Genomic DNA, 20,786 nt, shown 5'->3' on the forward strand with positions numbered 1-20,786 from the left:
CCATCGGTATGGTTGCGCAGTTTACGAGGTTTGTCGGCGTCGGGGGGCTGGCAACGGTCGTTCATGTCCTGTGCGCGCTTGTTCTGCGTCATTTGCTGGCTATTTCAGATCAGCAGGCCAATCTTGCGGGTTTTTCCGCTGCCGTGCTGGTATCTTATGTTGGACACGCGCGTTTTACCTTTGGGGTAGAGATGCGGTCTGGTCCGCAATTCCTAAGGTTTGTTTTCTTGTCGCTGTTTGGTCTTGCAACCAGCAGTGGCACAGTCTGGGTCGTCTCATCGCATCTTGGGTTCAGCTTCGCTACTGCAATGGCAGCAGTTGCCGTCCTTGTGCCGGGCATGACCTTCCTTGTGCTGCGGTTCTGGGTCTTTGACGGTCGGACGCCGACCATCGGGCTTTTCCCTTCTGGACTGGTACTGCCACTGTTGCTTGCGGTGTCGGTTCTGGCGCTGTTCTGGGGGCGTATGCTGAACCACGATACTGCGTGGTATCTGATCGCCACGCGTGACTGGCTGGGTGGAGCCACGCTTTACGTCGACGTGATGGAGGTCAATCCGCCGCTGAACTTCTATCTGACTGTTCCCGCGCTGTTGTTTGCTGATCTGCTTGGCGTTTCTGATACCAACGGGCAATACATTGCGCTGAGCCTGCTCATCTTTCTCAGCCTGTGGTGGTGCAGCGCGATCATCGGTTCAGATCGCCAACTCTCGCCCGCGTGGGCGGCACTGATGCTGGTCGGGATCGCCGCGGCCTTCGTTGTTCCGGCGCTGAACAACATGGCGCAGCGCGAGCAGCTGCTTGTCATTCTGGCAATGCCTTGGGCGCTGCGACAGATCGGCTCTGCGCCGGGCAGCCGGGGCCAGGACGTTGCCAGTGCTGCCTTTGCGGCGGTCGGGGTCTGCCTGAAGCCGCATTTCGTGGTGTTTCCAATTGTCGTGACGGTGTTTCATTGCGTGCGGCTGCGGTCTTTGTGGCCGGTTGTTTCCGCCGCGAACCTGACCTTTCTTGGGCTTGGGCTGGCCTATGTCGGCTATGTGGCTGTTGTGCATCCGCTCTATCTGACCGAAATCCTGGGCATCGCGCGCGATGTCTATGGGGCATATGGCTCCGAGGTTGGGCCGCTTCTGGCGCAGCTCCAGTTCGAGGCGCTGCTGATGCTGGTGCCGGTGCTTGTTGCCCTTGGCGCGCGGGGCCAGAACCGCGAGGCGGGGGTGTTTCTGGTGCTGTCTGGCGCCGGGTTGGCCAGCTACCTGATGCAAGGCACGGGCTTTGGCTATCATGCAATCCCGTTCCGGACCTTCGCCATGATCGGTTGCGTCCTTCTGATGATCAAGGCATCGCGGTCGGGGATGACTGTTGCGGCACTCGCGGTTGCGGTGGCTCTTGCCGGACTTGTTGCCGGGTCGGTCCGGCGCGGCCTTTACAGCAACGGCGCCGTATCGGAGATCTCGCGCATTGCCAGCGGGTTGGGGCAGGTGGATGGCGTGATCGTGCTGTCCAGCCACGTCTATGCCGGGCCGCCGGTTGCGCTTGCGCTCGATGCGGACTGGGCCAGCCGATACCCGGCGAACTGGTTGGTGCCTGGGGCGATCAACCGCTTGGCAAGGACCGATTGCGCCAGGGAAGCGGCAGTCTGCGCAAGGCTTGCGGCCATCGCCGCGCGTAACCGGGGTGACAACATCGACGATATCCTGTCGCACCAACCCGACCTGCTGATCATTGACCGGCAGTCGGGCTATTTCGATGCAAATCCCTTCGACTGGCAGGCGTTCATGGCCGAAGATCAAGACTGGTCGCAGGTCGTGGCTGCCTACCGACTAACAGCCACGACCGACCGTTTTCTTTATTTCCAGCGCCTTGCGGTCTTGCCCTGATCTTCGGGTCTTCAGGTCTTGAAGATCCGGTAGATCGCCGGGATCACCAGAACCGTCAGCAGGGTCGATGTGAACAGCCCGAACAGAAGCGAGATGGCAAGCCCCTGAAAGATCGGGTCCGACAGGATGGTGACCGCCCCGATCATCGCTGCGATTGCGGTCAGCAGGATCGGCTTGAACCGGATCGCCCCGGCCTCGATCAGCACCTCAATCGGAGCCTTGGCCGGGTCAGCATGGCGGATGAAATCTACCAGCAGGATCGAGTTCCGGACGATGATCCCTGCCAGCGCGATGAAGCCGATCATCGAGGTGGCCGAAAAGGGTGCCGAAAACAGCCAGTGCCCGAACATGATGCCAAGGAAGGTCAGCGGCACCGGCGTCAGGATCACCAGCGGCAGCCTGAAACTGCCGAACTGCGCCACGACAAGGATGTAGATTGCCAGAAGCGCCACAGCAAAGGCCGCGCCCATGTCGCGGAAGGTGATGAAGGTCACTTCCCATTCCCCGTCCCAAAGCAGCGTGATCGCGGTTTCATCCTCGGGCTGACCATTGAAGCGGATCACCGGTTTGGTGCCGTCTTCCCAATCCATCCGGTCCAGCGCCTCGGCCACGGCAAGCATGCCGTAAAGCGGGGCCTCGAAAGCGCCAGCCAGTTCCGCCGTCACCATTTCCGCCGCGCGGCCGTTGTGGCGGAACACGGGAAAGCTGGCGCGTTCCTCGCGGACGGTGATGACATCGCCCAATTCAACCACCCCCCGCGCGCCGGGAATGAGGTTGGCGGGGATTGGCGTGGAGAGGAATCTTTCGTCCATCACCCGGTCACCCTTGTTGCGGGCGATTTCCAGCGGGATCGGGTAGCGGCCATCCTCACGGTGGGAATAGCCGACGATCTGGCCGCTGTTGAGAAGCGCGATCGTGTCGAAGACGTCGCTTTCCTGCACCGCAAAAAAGTCGACATCGTCGCTGTTCACCGTTGCGCGCAGCCGCCGGGCCTGCGTGCCAAAGCTGTCATCGACATCGACGATGAACGGCACAGCTTCAAACGCCTGACGGATCTTCGTTGCCGCCGCGCGCCGGGCTTCGGGGGTGGGGCCGTAAACCTCGGCCAGAAGGGTGGCGATGACGGGCGGGCCTGGGGGCGGTTCCACCACTTTCAGGCTGGAGCCTGCGGGCAGGTCCAGCGCCTTCAGCCGTTCGCGCAGGTCCAGTGCGATGGCGTGGCTGGCCCGGTCGCGGTGGTCCTTGGTGGTCAGGTTGATCGCCACTTCGCCAAGGTGCGGTTCCTGCCGCAGAAAGCTGTGGCGCACGAGGCCATTGAAGTTGAAGGGCGCCGCCGTGCCGGCATGGGTCTGCGCGCCCAGAACCTCGGGCAGGTCCATCACCACGCGGGCCACGTCCTGGGCGACACGGTCCGTCGCCTCGACGCTGGCACCTTCGGGCAGGTCGATCATGACGCTGAGTTCGGACTTGTTGTCGAAGGGCAGAAGCTTGACCGTCACATCCCGCGTGTAAAGCGCGGCAAGCGAACCGAAGGACAGCACTACCGTCACCAAGAGGAACACCCAGGACCGGGCCTTGGTCTGCAACAGCGGGCGGGCGACGGCGGTGAACAGCGTCCCAAGCCGCCCGCCGGGATGACCGCCGAAGGTGTCGTCATGCGCATGCGCGCTCATGTCGGCCTTGCCTGCAACCTTGACCATCAGCCACGGCGTTATGATCACGGCCACGAAGAAGGAAAAGATCATTGCCGCCGAGGCGTTGGACGGGATCGGGGACATGTATGGCCCCATCAACCCCGACACGAACAGCATCGGCAACAGCGCAGCCACCACGGTCAGCGTGGCCACGATGGTCGGGTTGCCGACCTCGGCCACCGCATCCACCGCCGCCTTTGCGCGCGGGCGGCCGTCCTTCATGCCCCAATGGCGGGCGATATTTTCAATGACGACGATGGCGTCGTCGACCAGGATCCCGATGGAAAAGATCAGCGCGAACAGCGACACCCGGTTCAGCGTGTAGCCCATGATCCATGCTGCAAACAGCGTCAGCAGGATTGTCACCGGGATCACGATGGCAACCACAACGGCCTCACGCCAGCCGATCGCAAAGAACACCAGGGCAATGATCGACACAGTTGCAAGACCAAGGTGGAACAACAGCTCATTGGCCTTTTCATTTGCCGTCTCGCCATAGTCGCGGGTCACTGTCAGGGTGACGCCGTCGGGGAACAACCGGCTTTCGGCGGCCTTGACCCGGTGCAAGACCGCTTCGGCCACCACAACGGCATTGGCACCCGCGCGCTTGGCCACAGCCAGCGTCACGGCCGGCGATCGGTGGATGGCGTCGCCTTCACGGGTGATCTGGGACACGATCCGGTCGGAACTGTCGGGAACAAAGGCCACATCTGCCACGTCCGAGACATAGACCGCCCGTCCGTCGCGGGTGGTCAAAAGCAGACCCGCCACCTCGGCCGGGGCGGTCAGGGTTTCGCCTGCGACGAGATCAACCTGTTCGCCGCCATCGCGCAGCTTGCCGGTGTTCAGCGCCTTGTTGGCTTGCGAGACTTTGCCCGCAAGCTGTTGCAGCGTCACGCCATAAAGCGCTAGCCGTTCGGGGTCGGGGGCGATGCGGATCACCTCTTGCGCGTCGCCGACCAGATAGGTCAGGCCGACTTCATCGGTCTTTGCGACCTCGGCCTGCAATTCGCGGGCGATGCGGGTCAGGTCATTGGCGGTGGCCGGGCTGCCCGGTTCAGCCGAAAGGGTCAGTGTCAGGATCGCCACATCGTCGATGCCCCGGCCGATCACCAAAGGTTCGGGGATGCCAAGGGGGATGCGGTCCATATTGGCACGCAGTTTGTCATGCACCCGCAAGATTGCGTCTTCGGCCTTGGTGCCGACCAAAAAGCGCGCGGTGACCATCGCGGAATCGTCGCGGGTCTGGGAATAGACATGTTCGACCGCGTTGATGCCCTTGACCAGCACCTCCAGTGGTTCGGTCACCAGCTTGACGCCATCTTCGGCCCGCAGGCCAGGGGCTTGCACATGGATATCGACCAGCGGGACCGAGATCTGCGGCTCTTCCTCACGCGGAAGGCTGATCAGCGCCACAAGGCCCACGGCGACGGCGGCAAGGATGAACAGGGGCGTCAGAGCGCTGGCGATGAAGGCCTTGGTCAGCCCCCCGGCAATGCCAAGGCCCTTTTGCGGGGCGTCGCTGCTCATTCCGCAGCTCCTGTCAGAACGTCACCAGCTTCCAGACCGGACAGGATTTCCACCATGACAGCACCGTCCATTTCGTGCCGTTGGCCGGGAACGACAGACCGCAGTCCGGCCTTGGTAGAAACGAAATCAATACCTTGCCGGGCGATCAGCGCCGCCTCAGGCACCAGAAGCGCCTGACGTTCCCCCACCGGCAGCCGCACCAGCACGCGGGCATCGACAAAGCGGTCGGGCAGGTCTGGCACCTCGACGTCGGCTACGACGCGGCCGTTTTCGATAAGCGGGTAAAGTCGCACCAAGGAGCCTTTCGCCTCGCCCTCGGGGGTTATGATGCGGATTTCGTCGCCTTCTTCCAAAGCCATGGCATGACGTTCAGGCACCGCGAGGCGCAAAAAGAACCCGCCGCCGCCAATGCTGGCCACCGCTTCGCCCGGCATCACCACCGCGCCCATCGACACCGGAACATCCAGCACCCGCCCCGCCACTGGCGCCAGCACCGCGCCTTCGGCAACCTGCTGTTCCACCACCTGCCGTTCTGCGGCAATCGCTGCTATCTGCCCCTCAAGCACATCGACCTGCGTGCGCAGGGCGTCCATCCGTTGCACCGTTGTCACCCCGCGCGACAGAAGCTCTTCTCCCCGGGCCAGTTCGGTGCGGGCGTTTTCAAGTTGCGCGGCAAGGGACGCAGACTGTGCTTCGATCGCGCGCAATTGCAGGGCCAGCTTTTCATCCACGATCATCCCAAGCACTTGCCCGGCGCTGACGGTATCGCCCTCACTGACTGAAAGATCCACCAGCGTGCCGCCCAGACGGGCGCGGGCGGGGACGCGGTCGCGTGCCTCGATCCGGCCATAGACCGATTTCCATTCGGTCACGACCGATGGGACCAAGCCTTCGGCCTGCACGACCATGGGCCAGAGGAGCGCAAATGCAGTGAGTAAACGCAAGGACATCGGGGCAGCCTTTCCGTCAGACAGGAAACAAGTTGAGCGGGGCAGGGGGTGCCCCGCGCTGATCGGTATGGCCGCGACTATTCCGCCGGAACGGCTGGCAGGCGCGGGGCCGAGAAATGTTTGCGGTTCAGCAACAGGACAAGCACCACGGTCAGAAGTTGTGCCACGACGGCAAGGCCCGAAAGCATCCAGTAGGCCGCGCCGAACTTGGCGATCAGACCGGCACCCACAAGACCCTTGTTGATGAAGAACTGCAACATGACCGCAAAGGCCACCCCCGGGCAAACCAGCGCATAGCTTGCAGCCGAGGCATCAGGACCGGTGACAAAGCGCTTGAAGTAGCCTTGTGCCTTAAGAACGGCAGCCCCGAACAACAGAAACGCCACCTGCACGCCGACGAACGCTGACAAGAGATACAGGTAATCGCCATCCGTCAGATGGGCGCCGAAATGCACGCCAAGCCCGTGGTTCACCCGCAGGACCAGAATCCCCAGCACCGTGACCAGCGGCACGATGATGGTGACGGTGGGTGCGGCTTCGGCGTTCACGCCGTGTTGGGCCATCGAGACCAGCCCAAGGATCATGGCAACCACGGCAATCAGCAGCGACAGCATCAGAAAGACCGTGGCCAGCACGATGGCCGTTCCCGCCGTGACCGGATTGGCCGACAGCGCAGCTGCGGCAGACAGGCCAACGCCAACCATCGCGAAGGCGAAGGCCGGCAGGACTTGGGCAAACGAATTGTTGGAAACCCAGTCAAGCCCGCCATTGCCGAAGACGCGGCCGTAAAAGCGGCCAAGCTGCGCCAGCGCCAGAAAGCCGGTCAAAAGGAAGGCAATGATGGCCGCGGGGAACAGGTATTCGACAATGCTCCACAGCCCTGGCACGAAGACCAGCCCCAGAATGAAGCCCACGTTGATCGACATGGCAATGGCAAGCGGCAGGGCAAGAAGCTGGCTTTCCGCATTGGTCTTGCGCAGTTTGGCCATCCGGTCGCTGCGGCTGAAGGCGGCATTCTGACCCAGGTTCCAGAACAAGAGTTTCAGGTTCAGGAAAGAAAACACGACCACTGCCGCGATGGCGATGGCGATCATCCCTTGGGTCAGCAGGCTGCCGCGAGCCCATGCGGCGGCAATATCCTCAAAGACCGGAACCTGTTGGCCGGGATGCGGGATCCACATGTAAAGCCACATGAAGAACGACACGGCCAGCCCGCCCGCCCCGACCGAGGACAGGAAGTATTGCGGCACCCAGGTGTCGGAAGGTTTTGCAATTCTGGACATTTTGGTCTCCATCGTCTTGCAGGTTGGGAAAGGAGTGTCAGCCGTGCTTGCTGCGAAACAGCGACTGTGCGGTATAAACCAGAATGGCCATGCCGATCGCGCCAAGCGTGGCGATGCCAAGCACGACGACCACGTCGATCGGACCGCCGATATCGCGAAAGCCGGAACTGGTGATCTTTTGCACGAACACAACGGCGGCGACGGCTCCGACGGGCATCGAAAGCTGCGCCCAGAGGAATTTGCGCATCGACAGCGCCCGGTCACGGATCAGGACATAAAGGTAAAGCCCGGTCACGACCACGGCCACCGCGACCAGCGCCCAGAACAGACCGCGCCCGAACATCTCTTCGAAGACGGCGATCAAGGTTTGAAGAGTAAGCTCTTTCATGGCGGTTCTCCCTTATGCCTTGCCGCGCAGCATCGCGTTGTAGGTGGCCTTCAGCGCCACCTCTTTCATCAGCCAGCTGATCCACAGCTCTTCCAAGGGCGCGATCACGCCGGGGAAGCTGGGGACAAGGTTGTTGTTGTAGTCGAACTCGACCAGCATCGCGCGACCGACCCGGGTGATCAGCGGGCAAGAGGTGTAGCCATCATACGTCTCAACCCCCTCGCGGCCCTCGATGGCGGCGATCAGGTGATCCTCGACCACCGGCACCTGCCACTTGACCGATGCCGCCGTTTTGCCTTTCGGCACACCGGCCACGTCGCCCAGCGCAAAGATCTCGGGATAGCGCAGGTGGCGCAGGGTTTTCTGGTCGCATTCGACCCAGCCCTGATCCGTCCACTTGTCGGCCCATGACAGGCCAGACTGCCGCACAACATCTGGCGCGCGCTGCGGCGGGATCACATGGAGATAGTCATACGGAATCTCGACGGTGGACTTCACTTCGGTCTTGGTGACGGAGTCGATTTCCGTCTTCTCGAAGGTCGCGCGCTTCTGGCCGGGTTCGATGGAGAGCAGCTTGTGGTTCATGTGGGTCTTGATCCCACGTTGCCCGAACAGCATCCGCACTTTTTCAGCCACGATCGGCACACCAAACAGCGCGCCTTGCGGTGCGGCATAGTGGACTTCGTATTTCCCTGCACCGACGCCTCGGCTGGCGATATCCTCAACGAGGAAGGCATGCTTAAGGGGGGCGCCTGCGCACTTCATCTCGGTCGTCGGGCGGGTCATGACGGCGACACCACCCTCTTCGGTGAACTTCCGCGCGGCATCCCAAGTCTTCGCGGCATACTCAGGCCCGGCATAAAGTGCGCCGATCCCGTTTGAGCCGACCATATCCAGCGAAAAGCCAGGGATCGCGCCATGATCCAGCACCAGTCCGGGGGCCACGATCAGGAAGTCATAGTCCAGCCGGGTGCCGCCTTCCGTGGTGACTGACTTGGCGACCGGATCAATCGCTGCTGCCTTTTCGGACACCAGTCTGACACCGGACGGCAGCCAGTCGGTTGTCTTGGACAGGGTGTAGGAGGCGGGCTTCAATCCCGCCGCAACCAGACTGAGACCGGGTTGATAAAGATGTTCGGCGCGGGCATCGACAAGCGTGATCTCAGCGCCGTCCAGCCGGTCGATGAGGCGGTTTGCCATGGCCGTTCCAGCCGCTCCGGCCCCGATGATCACGATGCGTGCCTTGGTTGCGACCTTGGCTGCGCGGGCCGGCGCGGTGAGAGTGGCGGCAGCCAGACCCGCCGCAGCCAGTCCGAGCAGCCCGCGCCGAGACGGCCGTATGTCTTCATATGTAAGCATGTGATTGTCCCTCACAACTCTGCATCCTGACGCCCAAGGCCATCGGTCGGCCTGAGTTTTTCCGGATCATTTCACGGCTGATAGTGGCGAACCGACTCTCACGCCTTGATCTGGATCAATATACTTGCAGCCAGGATATGACTTAAACTGAAGGGTGAACGCACTGAAGTGCCTAAATGGGTGGCTCATTTGTCCCTTCGTGCGAACCCGGTAACGCTGGAGTTGGCGTCATGAAAACCCACAAGCCAAAGTGGACTTTTGATAAACTGCGATCAGGAACAGACCTGCAATGCGACTGACGATCCGCACTGATCTTGCCGCGCGTGTCCTGATGTATTGCGCGATGAACCCGGATCGGGTGGTTCGCAGTTCCGAAATCGCGTCATGCTGCAATTCTTCCGGCAACCATCTTTTGCAGGTCGTGAACCTGTTGCAGGTACATGGCTTCATCGACACAGTGCGCGGGCGAGCGGGTGGGATGCGGCTGTCCCGACCAATGGAACAGATCTCGGTCGGGCAAGTCTTTCGGGCGTTCGAGAGGGCGGTTCCTCTGGCAGAATGCTTTGATGAGTCGACCAATACCTGCCCGCTGCGACCTGCCTGCCGACTTCGGACATTCCTTGTCCGGGCTGAGGAAGCCTTCTATCACGAACTGGACATGGTGACGCTGGCCGATCTGGTCCGCGGAAATTGCGGGTTTGAGGCTTTGCTGAAGCTGCACGGCCAGATGGTGCCAACCTGCTCCCCAAGCCCTTGACGGCTCTGACAGCGCAGAGATCGATGGCTTCCGTGCCAGCCTGGATCAGGTGGCCTGAGCCAAGGCCCGTTGCGCAATGTGGGCGGCCAGCCGTTCCGCATCGCGCCACGCCCCCCAGATGAAAGCCGAGCCCCGACAGGACAGCCAGGGCAGGCCAATGAAATACAGGCCCGGCACCGTGGACACCCCGTCCTTGTGGTGGGGGCGGCCGTCCTCTCGGAAGATGTCGATGTCGATCCAGCTGAAATCCAGCTGAAAGCCGGTAGCCCAGATGATGCTGCTGATGCTTTCGGATTGCAGGTCAAGTGCTAGGACCGGATCGGTGACACACGCGGGCAGGGGCAGGAAGTGCCGCGCCTGAGGCTCTTCGGGCAGATCAAGGCCCTGCGCGCGCGCGTAGGCGTCTGCTTCATCCAGCACCGACAGATAATTGCGGTCACCGTTTTCGATATTGGCCGCAAGGTCGGGGGCAAAGTGCATCCTGCCGTCGCGGTAGTCGCCCGCGCGCCCCAGAAGCGTGACCCCAAGGGCGGCAAGACGGCGAAAATCCATCGTATGCCCGCCATAAGCGCCCGACACGGCGATGGTGACATGTTCGGTTCCCGGGGTGGGGGCCTTGGCATCCCATTTGCCCAGCTTTCCCAGCCACCAGACAAAATCCTGCCCGCGATAGCGCCGGGGCGGGCGGTCGTGCGGGCCAATCGACAGATAGACGCGGCGCCCGGCGCGGACCAGCTCTTCCGCGATCTGCGCTCCGGAAGAGCCTGCACCCACCACCAGAACCGCCCCTTCGGGCAAGGCAGCAGGGTTCTTGTAGGCGTTGGAATGGATCTGGGTCAGATCAGGTTCAGTGACCACCGCAGGGATCACCGGGCGCTGAAACGGGCCTGTGGCCACAACAACATTGCGGGCGGTAATGCTGCCCGCTGGCGTGTCCGCGCGGAACCCGTCTCCCTGCCGTTCCAGCCTTGTCACATTCACACCGCAACGCACTGGCGCGTTGATCTGCCGGGCAAAGGATTCAAAATAGTCGGCCACCTGATCCTTGCCGGGAAAGGCTTCCGGATCAATGCCTGCAAAGGTGGCTTCGGGAAAGCGGTCATGCCAAGCCGGGCCGTTTGCCACCAGCGAATCCCAGCGTTCCGTCCGCCAGCGTTCCGCGATCCGGGCGCGTTCCAGGACCAGATGCGGGCAGCCCTGTTTCGCCAGATGCGCGCTGGTGGCGATGCCCGCCTGCCCGCCGCCGATCACAAGGGTTTCGATTTCTTCGGTCATCGCTGTCTCGCTGTGGCTTTGGTCCGGTTTATCGGAGCGGCGGCTTCGGAAAAACAAGTGAATGGCTAGGCTTTGATTAGGTGGGGGCTATTCATCGCCTGGCACCCCATAAGACGGGGCCTGCGTCGGGTCTTCGGCGCGCTGGACATAGGCCGCCATCTGCGGGGCATAGATATCCCACGCCGTGCGCAGCATCCCGATCGGATCATCGGCCCAGTCGATGCGCAGATCGACCAAGGGCCATGACAATCGGTCGGCAACCTTCAGACCGGCTGACCGCACTGGCCCGGCTTCGCCCCCGGCGGCAAGGCCAGCCTCCAACGCTTGCATGAGCCGTTCGGCAAGAGGGCCGGTCGCCGCCTCAAACGCCGCGACCATGGTGGCGGGGATGGTGTCTCGGGCCAGAAGATTGCCGCCCGCCGCGCAATCCGTGCCGCGCGCTTCACCCCAAAGGCCAAGCACCTGCCCGCCGGAGTGGATGGCCGTTTGCCCGGCGCGGTCGATCACCAGAAGTTGGCGATAGTCGATATGGGCGCGGCCCGTGGTGATCGCGCCAAGCGCCTGCGGTGCGGCCAGACCCGCTGCAAGCTGATCAAGGATCAGCGGGCCAAGGGCAGGATCGGTGATGTTCTGGCTGGCCACCGCACCGGCCCCCGCCCGCACATGCGCGCAGCGTGCCGCCACGGCGGGCGAGGATGAGGATATCGCCACCCCGAACTGCCCGGTTCGCACACAGCGCGCGACGATCGAGAAGGTCATCGGATCAATCCGGGATCACGGCGGTGCCGTCGATTTCGACCAGCCAGTCAGGCCGGGCAAGGGCCGTGACGACAACCCCGGTCGACACCGGATGCACGCCCTTGATATATTCGCCCATGGTCCGGTAGACGGCCTCGCGGTGGCGGACGTCGGTCAGATAGACCACGACCTTGCACAGATGATCCATGCTGCCGCCGCATTCTTCCAGCAGCTGCCGGATGTTCTGCATGACCTTGTGGGTCTGTTCGACCGGATCATGGCTGTTGATGTTCTGCGCGGTATCAAGGTCTTGCGGGCATTGGCCGCGCAGAAAAACCATCCGGCCACGGGCCACGACGGCCTGTGCCAGATCGTTGTCCAGCTTCTGTTCGGGGTATGTGTCCTTGGTGTTGAACTTGCGGTGGCGGTAGTGGGTCATTGCGGCGTCCTTCGGCAAATCGGTTGGGGCGGACCCTGCCTTATCGGCGCGTTCGGCGGAAGCAGGGCTTTCTTTCGCAAGGCTTGGGCGTTTCCTACGTGCTGCGGCAGGGGCTGCGGCAGGCGGGTCGGGCCGGGGTCGAGGGCCGTGATCTCGCGCCGGAAAGCGGGGGTGTCGGGGTCTTGCTGCTGGTCCAGCCCCTCGGCCCAGTTGCGCCCGGCATAGGTGGCCCAGGCGATCGGGCCGGGGGCGGCGGCATCGCCGATCAGCTGAAGCGTCTTGATCCCCGCGCCTGCCCAGTCAAGCGCGCGGGTGGCGTGAAACAGGCTGTCATTCGGCTGGCGCGAGGTGACAAGCACCACCGCATCGGCGGCCAGGGATGTTTGCCGACCGGTCCAGATGCAGCCAAGGATTATCTCATGCGCACCAATCACTTCGGGGGCTTTGCTAAGGTGAACGGTGACGCCAAGTTCCAGAAGCCGCCGCATGATGACGCCCTGTTCAAGGGTGTTGTCTGTCCATTCGGCCACCTTGACGGCGGGGGTGATGAAATCGACCGAGTTGCCCTTGGCCAACAGAAGCTCGGCAAGGACCGAACCCATATAGAAATGGTCATCATCGTATAGGGTTACGTGGCGACCTTCAGGTGCATTCCCTGCCATCAGATCATCGGGCGTATAGATCGGCATCGCCGGATCGGTCGGGATCGGGTGGAGGTGAACCCGCGCCACCGCGTCGCGCCGCCAGGTGGCCCCGGTGGCGATGGCGACGTGATCGGCGCCCATGGCGAGGAGGTCGTCAGCCGTCAGGCGGCTATCGCGGTAGATATCGACGTTTGGCAGCGGGGCGAGTTGGCCGGTGCGGTAGTCGGCCACGCGGCCCCATGTCGAAAGACCGGGAAGTTGGCGTTCGCGGGCGACGCGCCCGCCGAGGGTGGTGGTGGCTTCGGCCAGAGTGACCTTGTAGCCGCGCTTGGCGGCTTGCAGCGCGGCCTCAAGCCCGGTTGGTCCGGCACCGACGATCAGGACGCTTTCCGATGCGCCCTTTGGCCGAGCCCGTTCGGGGTGCCAGCCCTTGCGCCATTCCTCCATGAAGGCGGTGTTCTGGGTGCAGCGGCTGATCGCCCCGGTCATGTCGCCGGACACGCAGATGTTGCAGCCGATACATTCGCGGATGTCTTCGTAGCGGCCTTCCTCGATCTTTTTCGGCAGGAAGGGGTCGGCGATACTGGGGCGCGCGGCACCGATGAAATCGAGGATGCCGGAGCGGATCTGCCGCACCATCGCATCGGCGCTGGTAAAGCGACCGACGCCGACGACCGGCTTGGAGGTCAGCGCCTTGATCCCGGCCACAAGGTCTTCCTGCGCGCCTTCGGGTTTGAAGCGGCTGGTGCCGGAGCAAGCCTCCCATGTGCCGTGGGCAAGATCCCAGAGGTCGGGCAGGTCGGCGTGCATGGCGATGAAATCGCGCAGTTCGGCGTTGGAAAAGCCGAGGGTGCCAGCTTCATGCAGCGAAAGACGCAAGGTTACGGCCAGTTCGCCTTTTGTGGTTTCGCGAGCGTCTTCAATGATTTCACGGATGAACCTTGAGCGGTTTTTCAGGCTGCCGCCGTATTCGTCGGTGCGGTGGTTGGTGGCGCGCGACAGGAAGTGTTGCAGGATGCCAAAGCCATGCGCGCCGTAAAGGCAGATCAGGTCAAAGCCCGCCTCTTGGCTGCGCCGGAAGGCGGCGCGGAACCAGTGGCGGAGGTCGCGGATATCCTGCTTGTCCATCGTCCGGGCCTGCACCGGGTCAGAGGTGAAGGTCAGGATCGGCCCGCCAGTGACGGCCAGCGGCACCTCTCGGCTGTAAAGGTTCGGGCCGTTGATGCCGGAATAGGCCAGCTGGATGCCTGCAAGCGCGCCGTTGGATTTCATCGCATCAGCCATGGCGGCCAAGGCCGGGATGTCCTTGTCTTCCCACAGGTGCTGTTCGATGAAGGGCGTAATCTCGGAGGTCGGGTGGATTTCCGTCTGTTCGGTGAAGATCACGCCCCAGCCGCCTTCAGCCTTGGTGCGGCGCATTTCGGCCACGGCAGAGGGGTCGCGGTAGCCGCCGCCGTTGCAATGGGGAACCTGATAGAAGCGGTTCTTCGCCGTCTTCGGGCCGATTTGCAGCGGTGTGAACAGGATGTCGTGGCGCGGGTCGCGGGTCATGGGATCAGTCTCAGATCTTCGGATTGGGTCGAAAGGCGTGCAGGGTCGCGGGCGGGAATCTCGGCGATCAGGAGGGTGGGGGTTTCCCCGGCCTGAGCCAGTATCTCGCCATGCGGACCGGCGATCAGGCTGCTGCCGACATAGGTCAGATCACCCTCTTGCCCGCAGTAATTGGCATAGGCGATGGTCACCCCATGGTTTGCCGCCATCGCGGGAACGGTGTGCTGCGCGACATGGGTGAAGGGCTGCATGTTTGCGGTGGGGGCAAGGATCACCGTCACGCCACGGTCAGAAAGAGACTTGATGTGGGGCGCGAATTCTATGTCGTAACATATCAGGATCGAAGCCATTTCTCCGGACAGGGTGAAGGTGGCATAGGCAGAACCGGGGTTATAGAGCGCGCGTTCGCGGGGGCCGTAAAGCTGAACCTTGCGGTAGTTGGCCAGAAGCGACCCGTCCGGCCCGAAGCAGGCAGCGGCATTGTAGACGACCGCGCCGTCGCGTTCTGCGTAGCCTGTCACCAACGCGCAGCCGGACCGCTTTGCCGCAGCGGCGAGGCGGTGCAAGTGCGGGCTGTCCAGCGGGATGGCGCGGGCGGGGATGTCAGGCTGGTTATAGCCTTGCAGCCAGACCTCGGGCAGGACCAGCGCTGCGGCACCCATCGCCGCAGCGGCGGTGAGGGCAGTTTCGGCCTGTGCAAGGGCGGCTTCAAGGTCAGCGGCGGGTGAAGTGGACTGCCAGAGTGCGAGTTTCATGTGTTGCTACCCGGGGGGCCAGCCCCCCGGACCCCCCGGGATATTTTGGGACAGAAAATGGGGGCCGCAGATTTGCGGCCCCGCCAAATTTCACTTTTTCAGGTTTGTCCAGATTGCGTCGTAAAGCTTCTGGGTTTCCTCATCACAGGCTTGGGCGAAGACGCCGGGAGTGATGCCTTCAGGCGGGTTGTTTTCCGGGCTGGTCTTGATCGCCTCATCCAGATAGGGCGCCACACCCGTCACGCCGGCGGTATAGGCGGCGTAGTTGGTGACGGCGGCTGCGTTCACCGGATCGAGCAGGAAGTTCATGAACTTCAAGGCGTTATCCCGGTTCGGTGCGTCTTTCAGCAGAACGACGTTGTCCATCCAGACGACGTGGCCCTCTTTCGGATAGACGTATTCCACATTGGCGCCCTCGGCCCGGGCCTTGGCGGAAAAGCCGTTGTAGATCATGCCTGCCGCCGCGTCGCCCGAGACCAGCACGTCCTTGGCAATGTCTGACCCGAAGCTGGCCCAATGCGGTTTTGCGGCCAGAAGCATGTCATTGAGGGCGCGGAGCTGGTCACGATCCTGGGTGCATTGGGGGATGCCAAGGTAGAGGCTGCCGAGGATCAGCACCTCGTTCTGGCTGTCGAGGACGTTGATCTTGCCGCGCAGTTCGGCTGGCGGGTCGAAGAGCGTGGCGAGCGACGAGATATCGCCCTGATAGACATCGCGATTGACCGAGAAAGAGGTGGAGCCCCACTGGTAGGGAATGGAATGTTTGCGGCCCGCGTCAAATGGGACATCCATCCACTGTGGTTCTATATTGCCGAGATTTGGCATTTCCTCGGGGGTGAAGCTGTCGAGCATCCCGTCATTGGCCATGATGCCAACCATGAAATCGGCTGGCACGGCCACGTCATACTGGCCCAGCCGTCCGGCTTTGAGAGAGGCCAGCATGGATTCGTTGGAATCAAAGGTATCGATGGTGACGGTGATGCCGGTTTCGGCCTGAAACTTGTCGACCAGTTCTTGCGGGATGTATTCGAACCAATGATAGACCTTCAGCTCGCCTTGCGCAAAAGCGGGTGAGGCCAGAAGGCAGGTTCCCAGAAGCAGCTTTTTCATGTGACTCTCCAGTTGGGTCAGGGGGTCTGTCGCCCCTTGCGGTTGATCAGGTAGGCGGCGGTGACAAACAGCACGCTGACCGCCAGCATCAGCGTGGAAATCGCCATGATGTTGGGCTTGATGCCCTGCTTGACCGATCCGAAGATTGCAGTCGGCAGGGTTTCCATGCCGGCACCCTTGACGAAGTTGGTGATGATGAAGTCGTCAAGAGAGATGATGAAGGCCAAAAGCCAGCCCGAGGCAAGGCCAGGGGCCAGAAGCGGCAGAAGGATCAGCCTGAAGGCCTGCGCGCGGGTGGCGTAAAGGTCGCGGGCAGCCTGTTCGTATGAGGCCTCGATCCCCTCCAGCCGGGCCGCGATGGGTAGAAAGGCGAAGGGGATGCAAAAGGCCATATGGGCGACAAGGATGGTGCCGTAGCCTGTTGTCAGCCCGATCGCGGTGAAAAAGATCAGGCTGGCAACGGCGGTGACGATTTCCGGCACCATCAGCGGCAGGTTGATCAGCGCAAAGCTTGCCCCTCTGCCGCGAAAGCGCCCGCCCTTGACCATGGCCAGCGCGGCGGCAGTGGCGATGATCGTGGCGGCGGTGGCGGCCATCAGCGCGATGGTGATCGAGTTCCATGCCGCCTGACCGAACCGCTTTGCATCCGGCCCGGTGAAGACATCGACATACCAGCGCATGGAAAACCCACCCCATTGCGTGATCGAGGTCGAGCCGTTGAAGCTGTAGGCCATCACCACGATCAATGGCGCGTAAAGAATGACGAGGCAAAGGATGGTCAGCCCAAGAAAGCCGGGATAGTGACGCACGCCTTTCATCGCGCCCCCTCCCGTGCTGCGGTGCGGGCGTAGAAGATAAGGGCGATCAGTACCAGGGTCAGCAGGATCATGCTGACGGCCGCGCCAAAGGGCCAGTTGCCCTGACTGCCCTTGAACTGTTCCTCGATCAGGCTGCCGATCATGAAGGTCTTCGCGCCGCCCAGAAGATCTGGCGCAAGGAAGGCGCCAAGGGCGGGGACAAAGACCAGGATGCAGCCCGCGATGATCCCGGGTTTGACCACCGGCAGCACGATCTCGCGCAGGGTGGTCCAGCGGCTGGCGTAAAGGTCGGCGGCGGCCTCGGACAGGGCGAAGTTGTAGCGTTCGACTGCGGCATAGATCGGCAGCACCATGAAGGGCAGGTAGCTGTAAAAGAGGCCAAGCTGCACAGCGAGATTGGTGTTGACCAAGGGCAGCGGGCCAGAGGTCAGCCCGATCGACATCAGCGCCTCGTTCAACGGGCCATTGTCGCGGATCAGGAATTTCAGGCTGACCGTGCGGATCAGAAGGTTGACCCAATAGGGGATGGTGATCAGGAACAGCCAGACAGCGCGGGTCCGGGCGGGCCTTGTGGCGATGAACCAGGCTGTCGGAAAGCCCACGACCAGGCACAACGCAGTGCAGATTGCGGCTTGCAGAAGGGACCGACCGAAGATGTTGATATAGGTCCATTCCAGCCTTGCCGGTTCATCGCCGAACAGGCCTCGGTCGATGAAGAACTGGTCATAGGCGGCAAGGGTGAAATCCCAGATCACCCCGCCGCGGAATTCCTTGGTCAGGAAGGAATAGACCGCCATCAGGATCACGGGCAGCAGCGAGAACAGCCCGATCACCACCCAGGTCGGGATCAAGAGGCGGGGCGCGAGGGGGCGCCAGCTGTCATCACCGCCCGCCATCAGTCGGCCAGAAGGCGCGCGGCGCCTTCCTCCAGGTGCAGGCCGATCTGCGCGCCGGGGCTTGGCACTTCGGTGCGGGCAGCGTTTTGCAGCCGGATGGTGAAGGCGGTGTCATCGGCAAGGCGGGTCAGCACCTGAAGGTCGGACCCAAGATAGACCACCCGCTCCACGGTGGCGGACAGGTCTGCGGCGGACAACTCGGCGCTGTCGCTGATGGTCACCCGTTCGGGGCGGATCGACAAGGAATGGCGGCCCGGCGCGACCAAGGCGGAAGGGCAACTCAGACGGTGGCCACCGGGCAAGGTCAGCGTGGCGCGGCCTTCATGCACTTGGTGAACATCGACCTCCAACAAATTGGTTTCACCGATAAAGTCTGCCACGAACCGGTTTGACGGGGCCTCGTAGATTTCCTGCGCGGTGCCGATCTGCTGCACCTGACCTGCCGACATGACGGCAATCCGGTCTGACATGGTCAGGGCTTCTTCCTGATCATGGGTGACGAAGATGAAGGTGATGCCGGTGTCTTCCTGCAACTGCTTCAACTCCACCCGCATCGCTTGCCGCAGCTTCAGGTCAAGCGCCGAGAGCGGTTCATCGAGCAACAGAACCTTGGGCGCGGGGGCAAGGGCGCGGGCAAGGGCGACGCGCTGCTGCTGGCCGCCGGACAGCTGCGAGGGCAGGCGGTCGGCGAAAGCGGAAAGATGCACCATCTCCAGCATCTTGCCTGCGCGGGCGCGGCGACCGGACAAGTCCAGGCCTTGCATCTTCAGCCCGAAAGCCACGTTGTCGATCACCGACATGTGCGGAAACAGGGCGTAGTGCTGAAAGACCGTGTTCACCGGGCGGCGGTTTGGCTCCAGCCGGGCGATATCTTCGCCAAACAGCCGAATTTCGCCCGCCGTCACAGCCTCGAACCCGGCGATCAGGCGCAAAAGCGTGGTCTTGCCGCAGCCTGACGGGCCAAGCAGCGTGAAGAAAGCGTTGTCGGCGATGTCTAGTGATACGCCATGCAGGGCGGTGAACTCGCCAAAGGTCTTCACGACGGAGCGGATGTCGATGGCGGTGGTCATGGTGCGATATCATACCCCCGGGTTCTTCCGGTTCAGGCTATGCTTGCCTGAATTGGGGGTATATACCCCCAATGAGGTATGATCCCGCCATGCAGTCCTTGCCCAATCTTGCCGAAAGCCGGCTGGCCGAAGCGATCACCCGGATCGGGCGTGATCGCTTCGAACCGGCGTTGTGGGAGCTGTTTCTGGCGTTGGTGCGACCCGACAATCTGATCGTTCTTGCCTATCGTGACTCCGGGTCGCCCATGGTCCTTTATCAACGGGCGACTACGCCGCAGGTCTTCGCCGAACTGGACCGCACCTATCTTGCCGGTGCCTACCGGCTGGATCCCTATTTCGAATTGCACCTGCATCGCGCCCCTGATGGGGCTTACCGGATCCGCGATATCGCGCCGGATGCCTTTCATCGCAGCCGATATTTCATCGAATACTACCACCAGACAACGTTGATCGACGAAATCACCTTTGTCGCCTCGCCCGGACCGGGGGTGACTTTGAACATCTGCATCGGGCGCGACAGCAATTCCGGGCGCGCCTTTTCGGCAGCGGAAATGGAAACCTGTCAAAGACTTGCGCCGGTTGTTGCGGCGCTGGTCCGGGCGCATTGGCAAGGGTTGGCAAACAGCGCCGGTCCGGCCGAGGATACGTCGCGGGTTCTTGCCGAGGCGGCGCGGCGGCAGCATGCAATCAGCCTGTCGCCCCGGCAGGCCGAGGTTGCCCTGTTGATCCTGCGCGGTCATTCCACGATGTCGATCGGGCTTCGGCTGGGGCTCTCGCCGCAAACGGTCAAAGTATTTCGCAAACAGCTTTACGCAAGATGCGCAATATCTTCGCAGGCCGAGTTGTTTGCGCTGATGCTGCCCTTGCTCAAAGACGGGGCCTAATCTTCTGCCGGGGTCACTGGCCCCCCAGCCTTCGGGCGTGGATCGGTGGGCAAGACGCCGGTCGCCAGATAGAGCGCCTGTTCGGCAATGGCGGTGGCGTGATCGCCTGCGCGTTCGATGTTCTTGGCTATGAAATGCAGATGCATCGATGGGCCGATATTGCCCGCACTTTCCATCATGTAGGTGAACAGCGACCGAAACAGCGTGTTATACATCTGGTCGATGTCGAGATCCCGGTTGCGGACCTGTTGCGCCAGCACGGCATCCCTGCGCACCAGTGCCAGTTGAGCATCTTCCAGCATTTTCGCCACCAGTGTGGACATACGGCGGATTGTACCGGCATGGCCCTCGACCGGAGCAGAGGTGCCAAGGACGCGGGTCCGTTTTGCCACGTTCTTTGCGTAATCGCCAACCCTTTCAAGGCTGTGCGCCGCGCGCATGACTGCAAGCACCAGCCGCAGGTCACTGGCGGTGGGCGCGCGTCGGGCGATCAGGGTGGCGGCTTCGGTCTGGATGAAGTCCTCCAGCGCGTCGAGTGCCGCATCCCCGGCGATCACCCGGTCGGCGGCGGGCAGGTCTTGCGTCTCAAGCGCGCGGGCGGCTTCGACCAACGCGGATTCCGCCATGCTGCCAAGCCGGATCAGATGGGCCTGTAGAGCTTCAAGGTCGCGGTCGAAGGCTGACAGGATGTGGATTTCGTTCGAGGGCATGGCCTGGCTCCTTACCCGATGCGCCCGGTGATATAGGATTCGGTCCTTGGGTCTTTCGGGT

General features: G+C 62.5%; 18 protein-coding genes. 3 read left to right on the forward strand and 15 right to left on the reverse strand.

Translation table 11 applies throughout. The features are described from left to right. The first annotated feature begins 8 nt into the window (after positions 1–8). Positions 9–1,874, forward strand: coding sequence for a GtrA family protein (locus QUV21_RS17030; RefSeq protein ID WP_300856522.1), 1,866 nt, complete (start codon positions 9–11; stop codon positions 1,872–1,874). A gap of 11 nt (positions 1,875–1,885) precedes the next feature. Here the strand turns inward: QUV21_RS17030 and QUV21_RS17035 are convergent, their stop codons facing one another. The 5 genes from QUV21_RS17035 to QUV21_RS17055 all read right to left on the reverse strand — a co-directional run bounded on the left by QUV21_RS17035 (position 1,886) and on the right by QUV21_RS17055 (position 9,078). Beyond that, on the reverse strand, positions 1,886–5,098 hold the full coding sequence (locus QUV21_RS17035; protein ID WP_300856523.1) for an efflux RND transporter permease subunit: 3,213 nt from the start codon (positions 5,096–5,098) through the stop codon (positions 1,886–1,888). Continuing rightward, a complete protein-coding gene (locus tag QUV21_RS17040; protein WP_300856524.1) occupies positions 5,095–6,048 on the reverse strand; it encodes an efflux RND transporter periplasmic adaptor subunit in 954 nt (317 codons plus the stop codon). Before QUV21_RS17040 ends, QUV21_RS17035 begins: the two co-directional genes overlap by 4 nt. 77 nt (positions 6,049–6,125) lie before the next feature. Further along, positions 6,126–7,331, reverse strand: a complete 1,206-nt coding sequence (locus QUV21_RS17045) for a hypothetical protein (protein WP_300856525.1) — start codon at positions 7,329–7,331, stop codon at positions 6,126–6,128. A 37-nt stretch (positions 7,332–7,368) separates the two neighbouring features. Continuing rightward, a complete protein-coding gene (locus QUV21_RS17050) occupies positions 7,369–7,719 on the reverse strand; it encodes a DUF5368 domain-containing protein (RefSeq protein WP_300856526.1) in 351 nt (116 codons plus the stop codon). Between the two features lie 12 nt (positions 7,720–7,731). Continuing rightward, on the reverse strand, positions 7,732–9,078 hold the full coding sequence (locus QUV21_RS17055) for an FAD/NAD(P)-binding oxidoreductase (RefSeq protein WP_300856528.1): 1,347 nt from the start codon (positions 9,076–9,078) through the stop codon (positions 7,732–7,734). 289 nt (positions 9,079–9,367) lie between these two features. On the opposite strand from QUV21_RS17055, the gene QUV21_RS17060 reads away from it, so the two are divergent. Further along, the gene (locus tag QUV21_RS17060) at positions 9,368–9,835 is read left to right on the forward strand and encodes an Rrf2 family transcriptional regulator (protein WP_300856529.1); all 468 of its coding nucleotides are present in this window, start codon (positions 9,368–9,370) and stop codon (positions 9,833–9,835) included. A gap of 45 nt (positions 9,836–9,880) precedes the next feature. Here QUV21_RS17060 and QUV21_RS17065 read toward each other — a convergent pair whose 3' ends face one another. The 9 genes from QUV21_RS17065 to QUV21_RS17105 form a co-directional block, all read right to left on the reverse strand. After that, positions 9,881–11,110, reverse strand: coding sequence for an NAD(P)/FAD-dependent oxidoreductase (locus tag QUV21_RS17065; protein WP_300856530.1), 1,230 nt, complete (start codon positions 11,108–11,110; stop codon positions 9,881–9,883). 87 nt (positions 11,111–11,197) lie between these two features. Then, a complete protein-coding gene (locus QUV21_RS17070) occupies positions 11,198–11,869 on the reverse strand; it encodes a DUF1028 domain-containing protein (protein ID WP_300856531.1) in 672 nt (223 codons plus the stop codon). Between the two features lie 4 nt (positions 11,870–11,873). Next, a complete protein-coding gene (locus tag QUV21_RS17075) occupies positions 11,874–12,287 on the reverse strand; it encodes a RidA family protein (RefSeq protein ID WP_300856532.1) in 414 nt (137 codons plus the stop codon). Further along, positions 12,284–14,482, reverse strand: coding sequence for an FAD-dependent oxidoreductase (locus tag QUV21_RS17080; protein WP_300856533.1), 2,199 nt, complete (start codon positions 14,480–14,482; stop codon positions 12,284–12,286). Before QUV21_RS17080 ends, QUV21_RS17075 begins: the two co-directional genes overlap by 4 nt. Beyond that, the gene (locus QUV21_RS17085; RefSeq protein ID WP_300856534.1) at positions 14,479–15,237 is read right to left on the reverse strand and encodes a nitrilase-related carbon-nitrogen hydrolase; all 759 of its coding nucleotides are present in this window, start codon (positions 15,235–15,237) and stop codon (positions 14,479–14,481) included. The genes QUV21_RS17080 and QUV21_RS17085 overlap by 4 nt, the downstream gene beginning before the upstream one ends. 90 nt (positions 15,238–15,327) lie before the next feature. Further along, a complete protein-coding gene (locus QUV21_RS17090; RefSeq protein ID WP_300856535.1) occupies positions 15,328–16,347 on the reverse strand; it encodes an extracellular solute-binding protein in 1,020 nt (339 codons plus the stop codon). Between the two features lie 17 nt (positions 16,348–16,364). Further along, positions 16,365–17,165 (reverse strand): ABC transporter permease, encoded by an 801-nt coding sequence (locus tag QUV21_RS17095; protein ID WP_300856536.1) that lies wholly within the window; start codon positions 17,163–17,165, stop codon positions 16,365–16,367. After that, the gene (locus tag QUV21_RS17100) at positions 17,162–18,061 is read right to left on the reverse strand and encodes an ABC transporter permease (RefSeq protein ID WP_300856537.1); all 900 of its coding nucleotides are present in this window, start codon (positions 18,059–18,061) and stop codon (positions 17,162–17,164) included. Before QUV21_RS17100 ends, QUV21_RS17095 begins: the two co-directional genes overlap by 4 nt. Continuing rightward, positions 18,061–19,131 carry an ABC transporter ATP-binding protein gene (locus QUV21_RS17105; protein ID WP_300856538.1) on the reverse strand — a complete coding sequence of 357 codons (1,071 nt, stop codon included), beginning with the start codon at positions 19,129–19,131 and terminating at the stop codon, positions 18,061–18,063. Before QUV21_RS17105 ends, QUV21_RS17100 begins: the two co-directional genes overlap by 1 nt. An 89-nt stretch (positions 19,132–19,220) precedes the next feature. Here QUV21_RS17105 and QUV21_RS17110 point away from each other — a divergent pair, with 89 nt between their 5' ends. Next, complete coding sequence (locus QUV21_RS17110; RefSeq protein ID WP_300856539.1) at positions 19,221–20,015, forward strand: helix-turn-helix transcriptional regulator; 795 nt, start codon at positions 19,221–19,223, stop codon at positions 20,013–20,015. On the opposite strand, the gene phoU is transcribed toward QUV21_RS17110, so the two are convergent. Next, positions 20,012–20,725 (reverse strand): phosphate signaling complex protein PhoU, encoded by a 714-nt coding sequence (gene phoU / locus QUV21_RS17115; protein ID WP_300856540.1) that lies wholly within the window; start codon positions 20,723–20,725, stop codon positions 20,012–20,014. The genes QUV21_RS17110 and phoU overlap by 4 nt on opposite strands. Positions 20,726–20,786 lie beyond the last annotated feature (61 nt).

Origin of the sequence: Tabrizicola sp. (genome assembly GCF_030373185.1) — a bacterium.
Taxonomy (GTDB): domain Bacteria; phylum Pseudomonadota; class Alphaproteobacteria; order Rhodobacterales; family Rhodobacteraceae; genus Tabrizicola.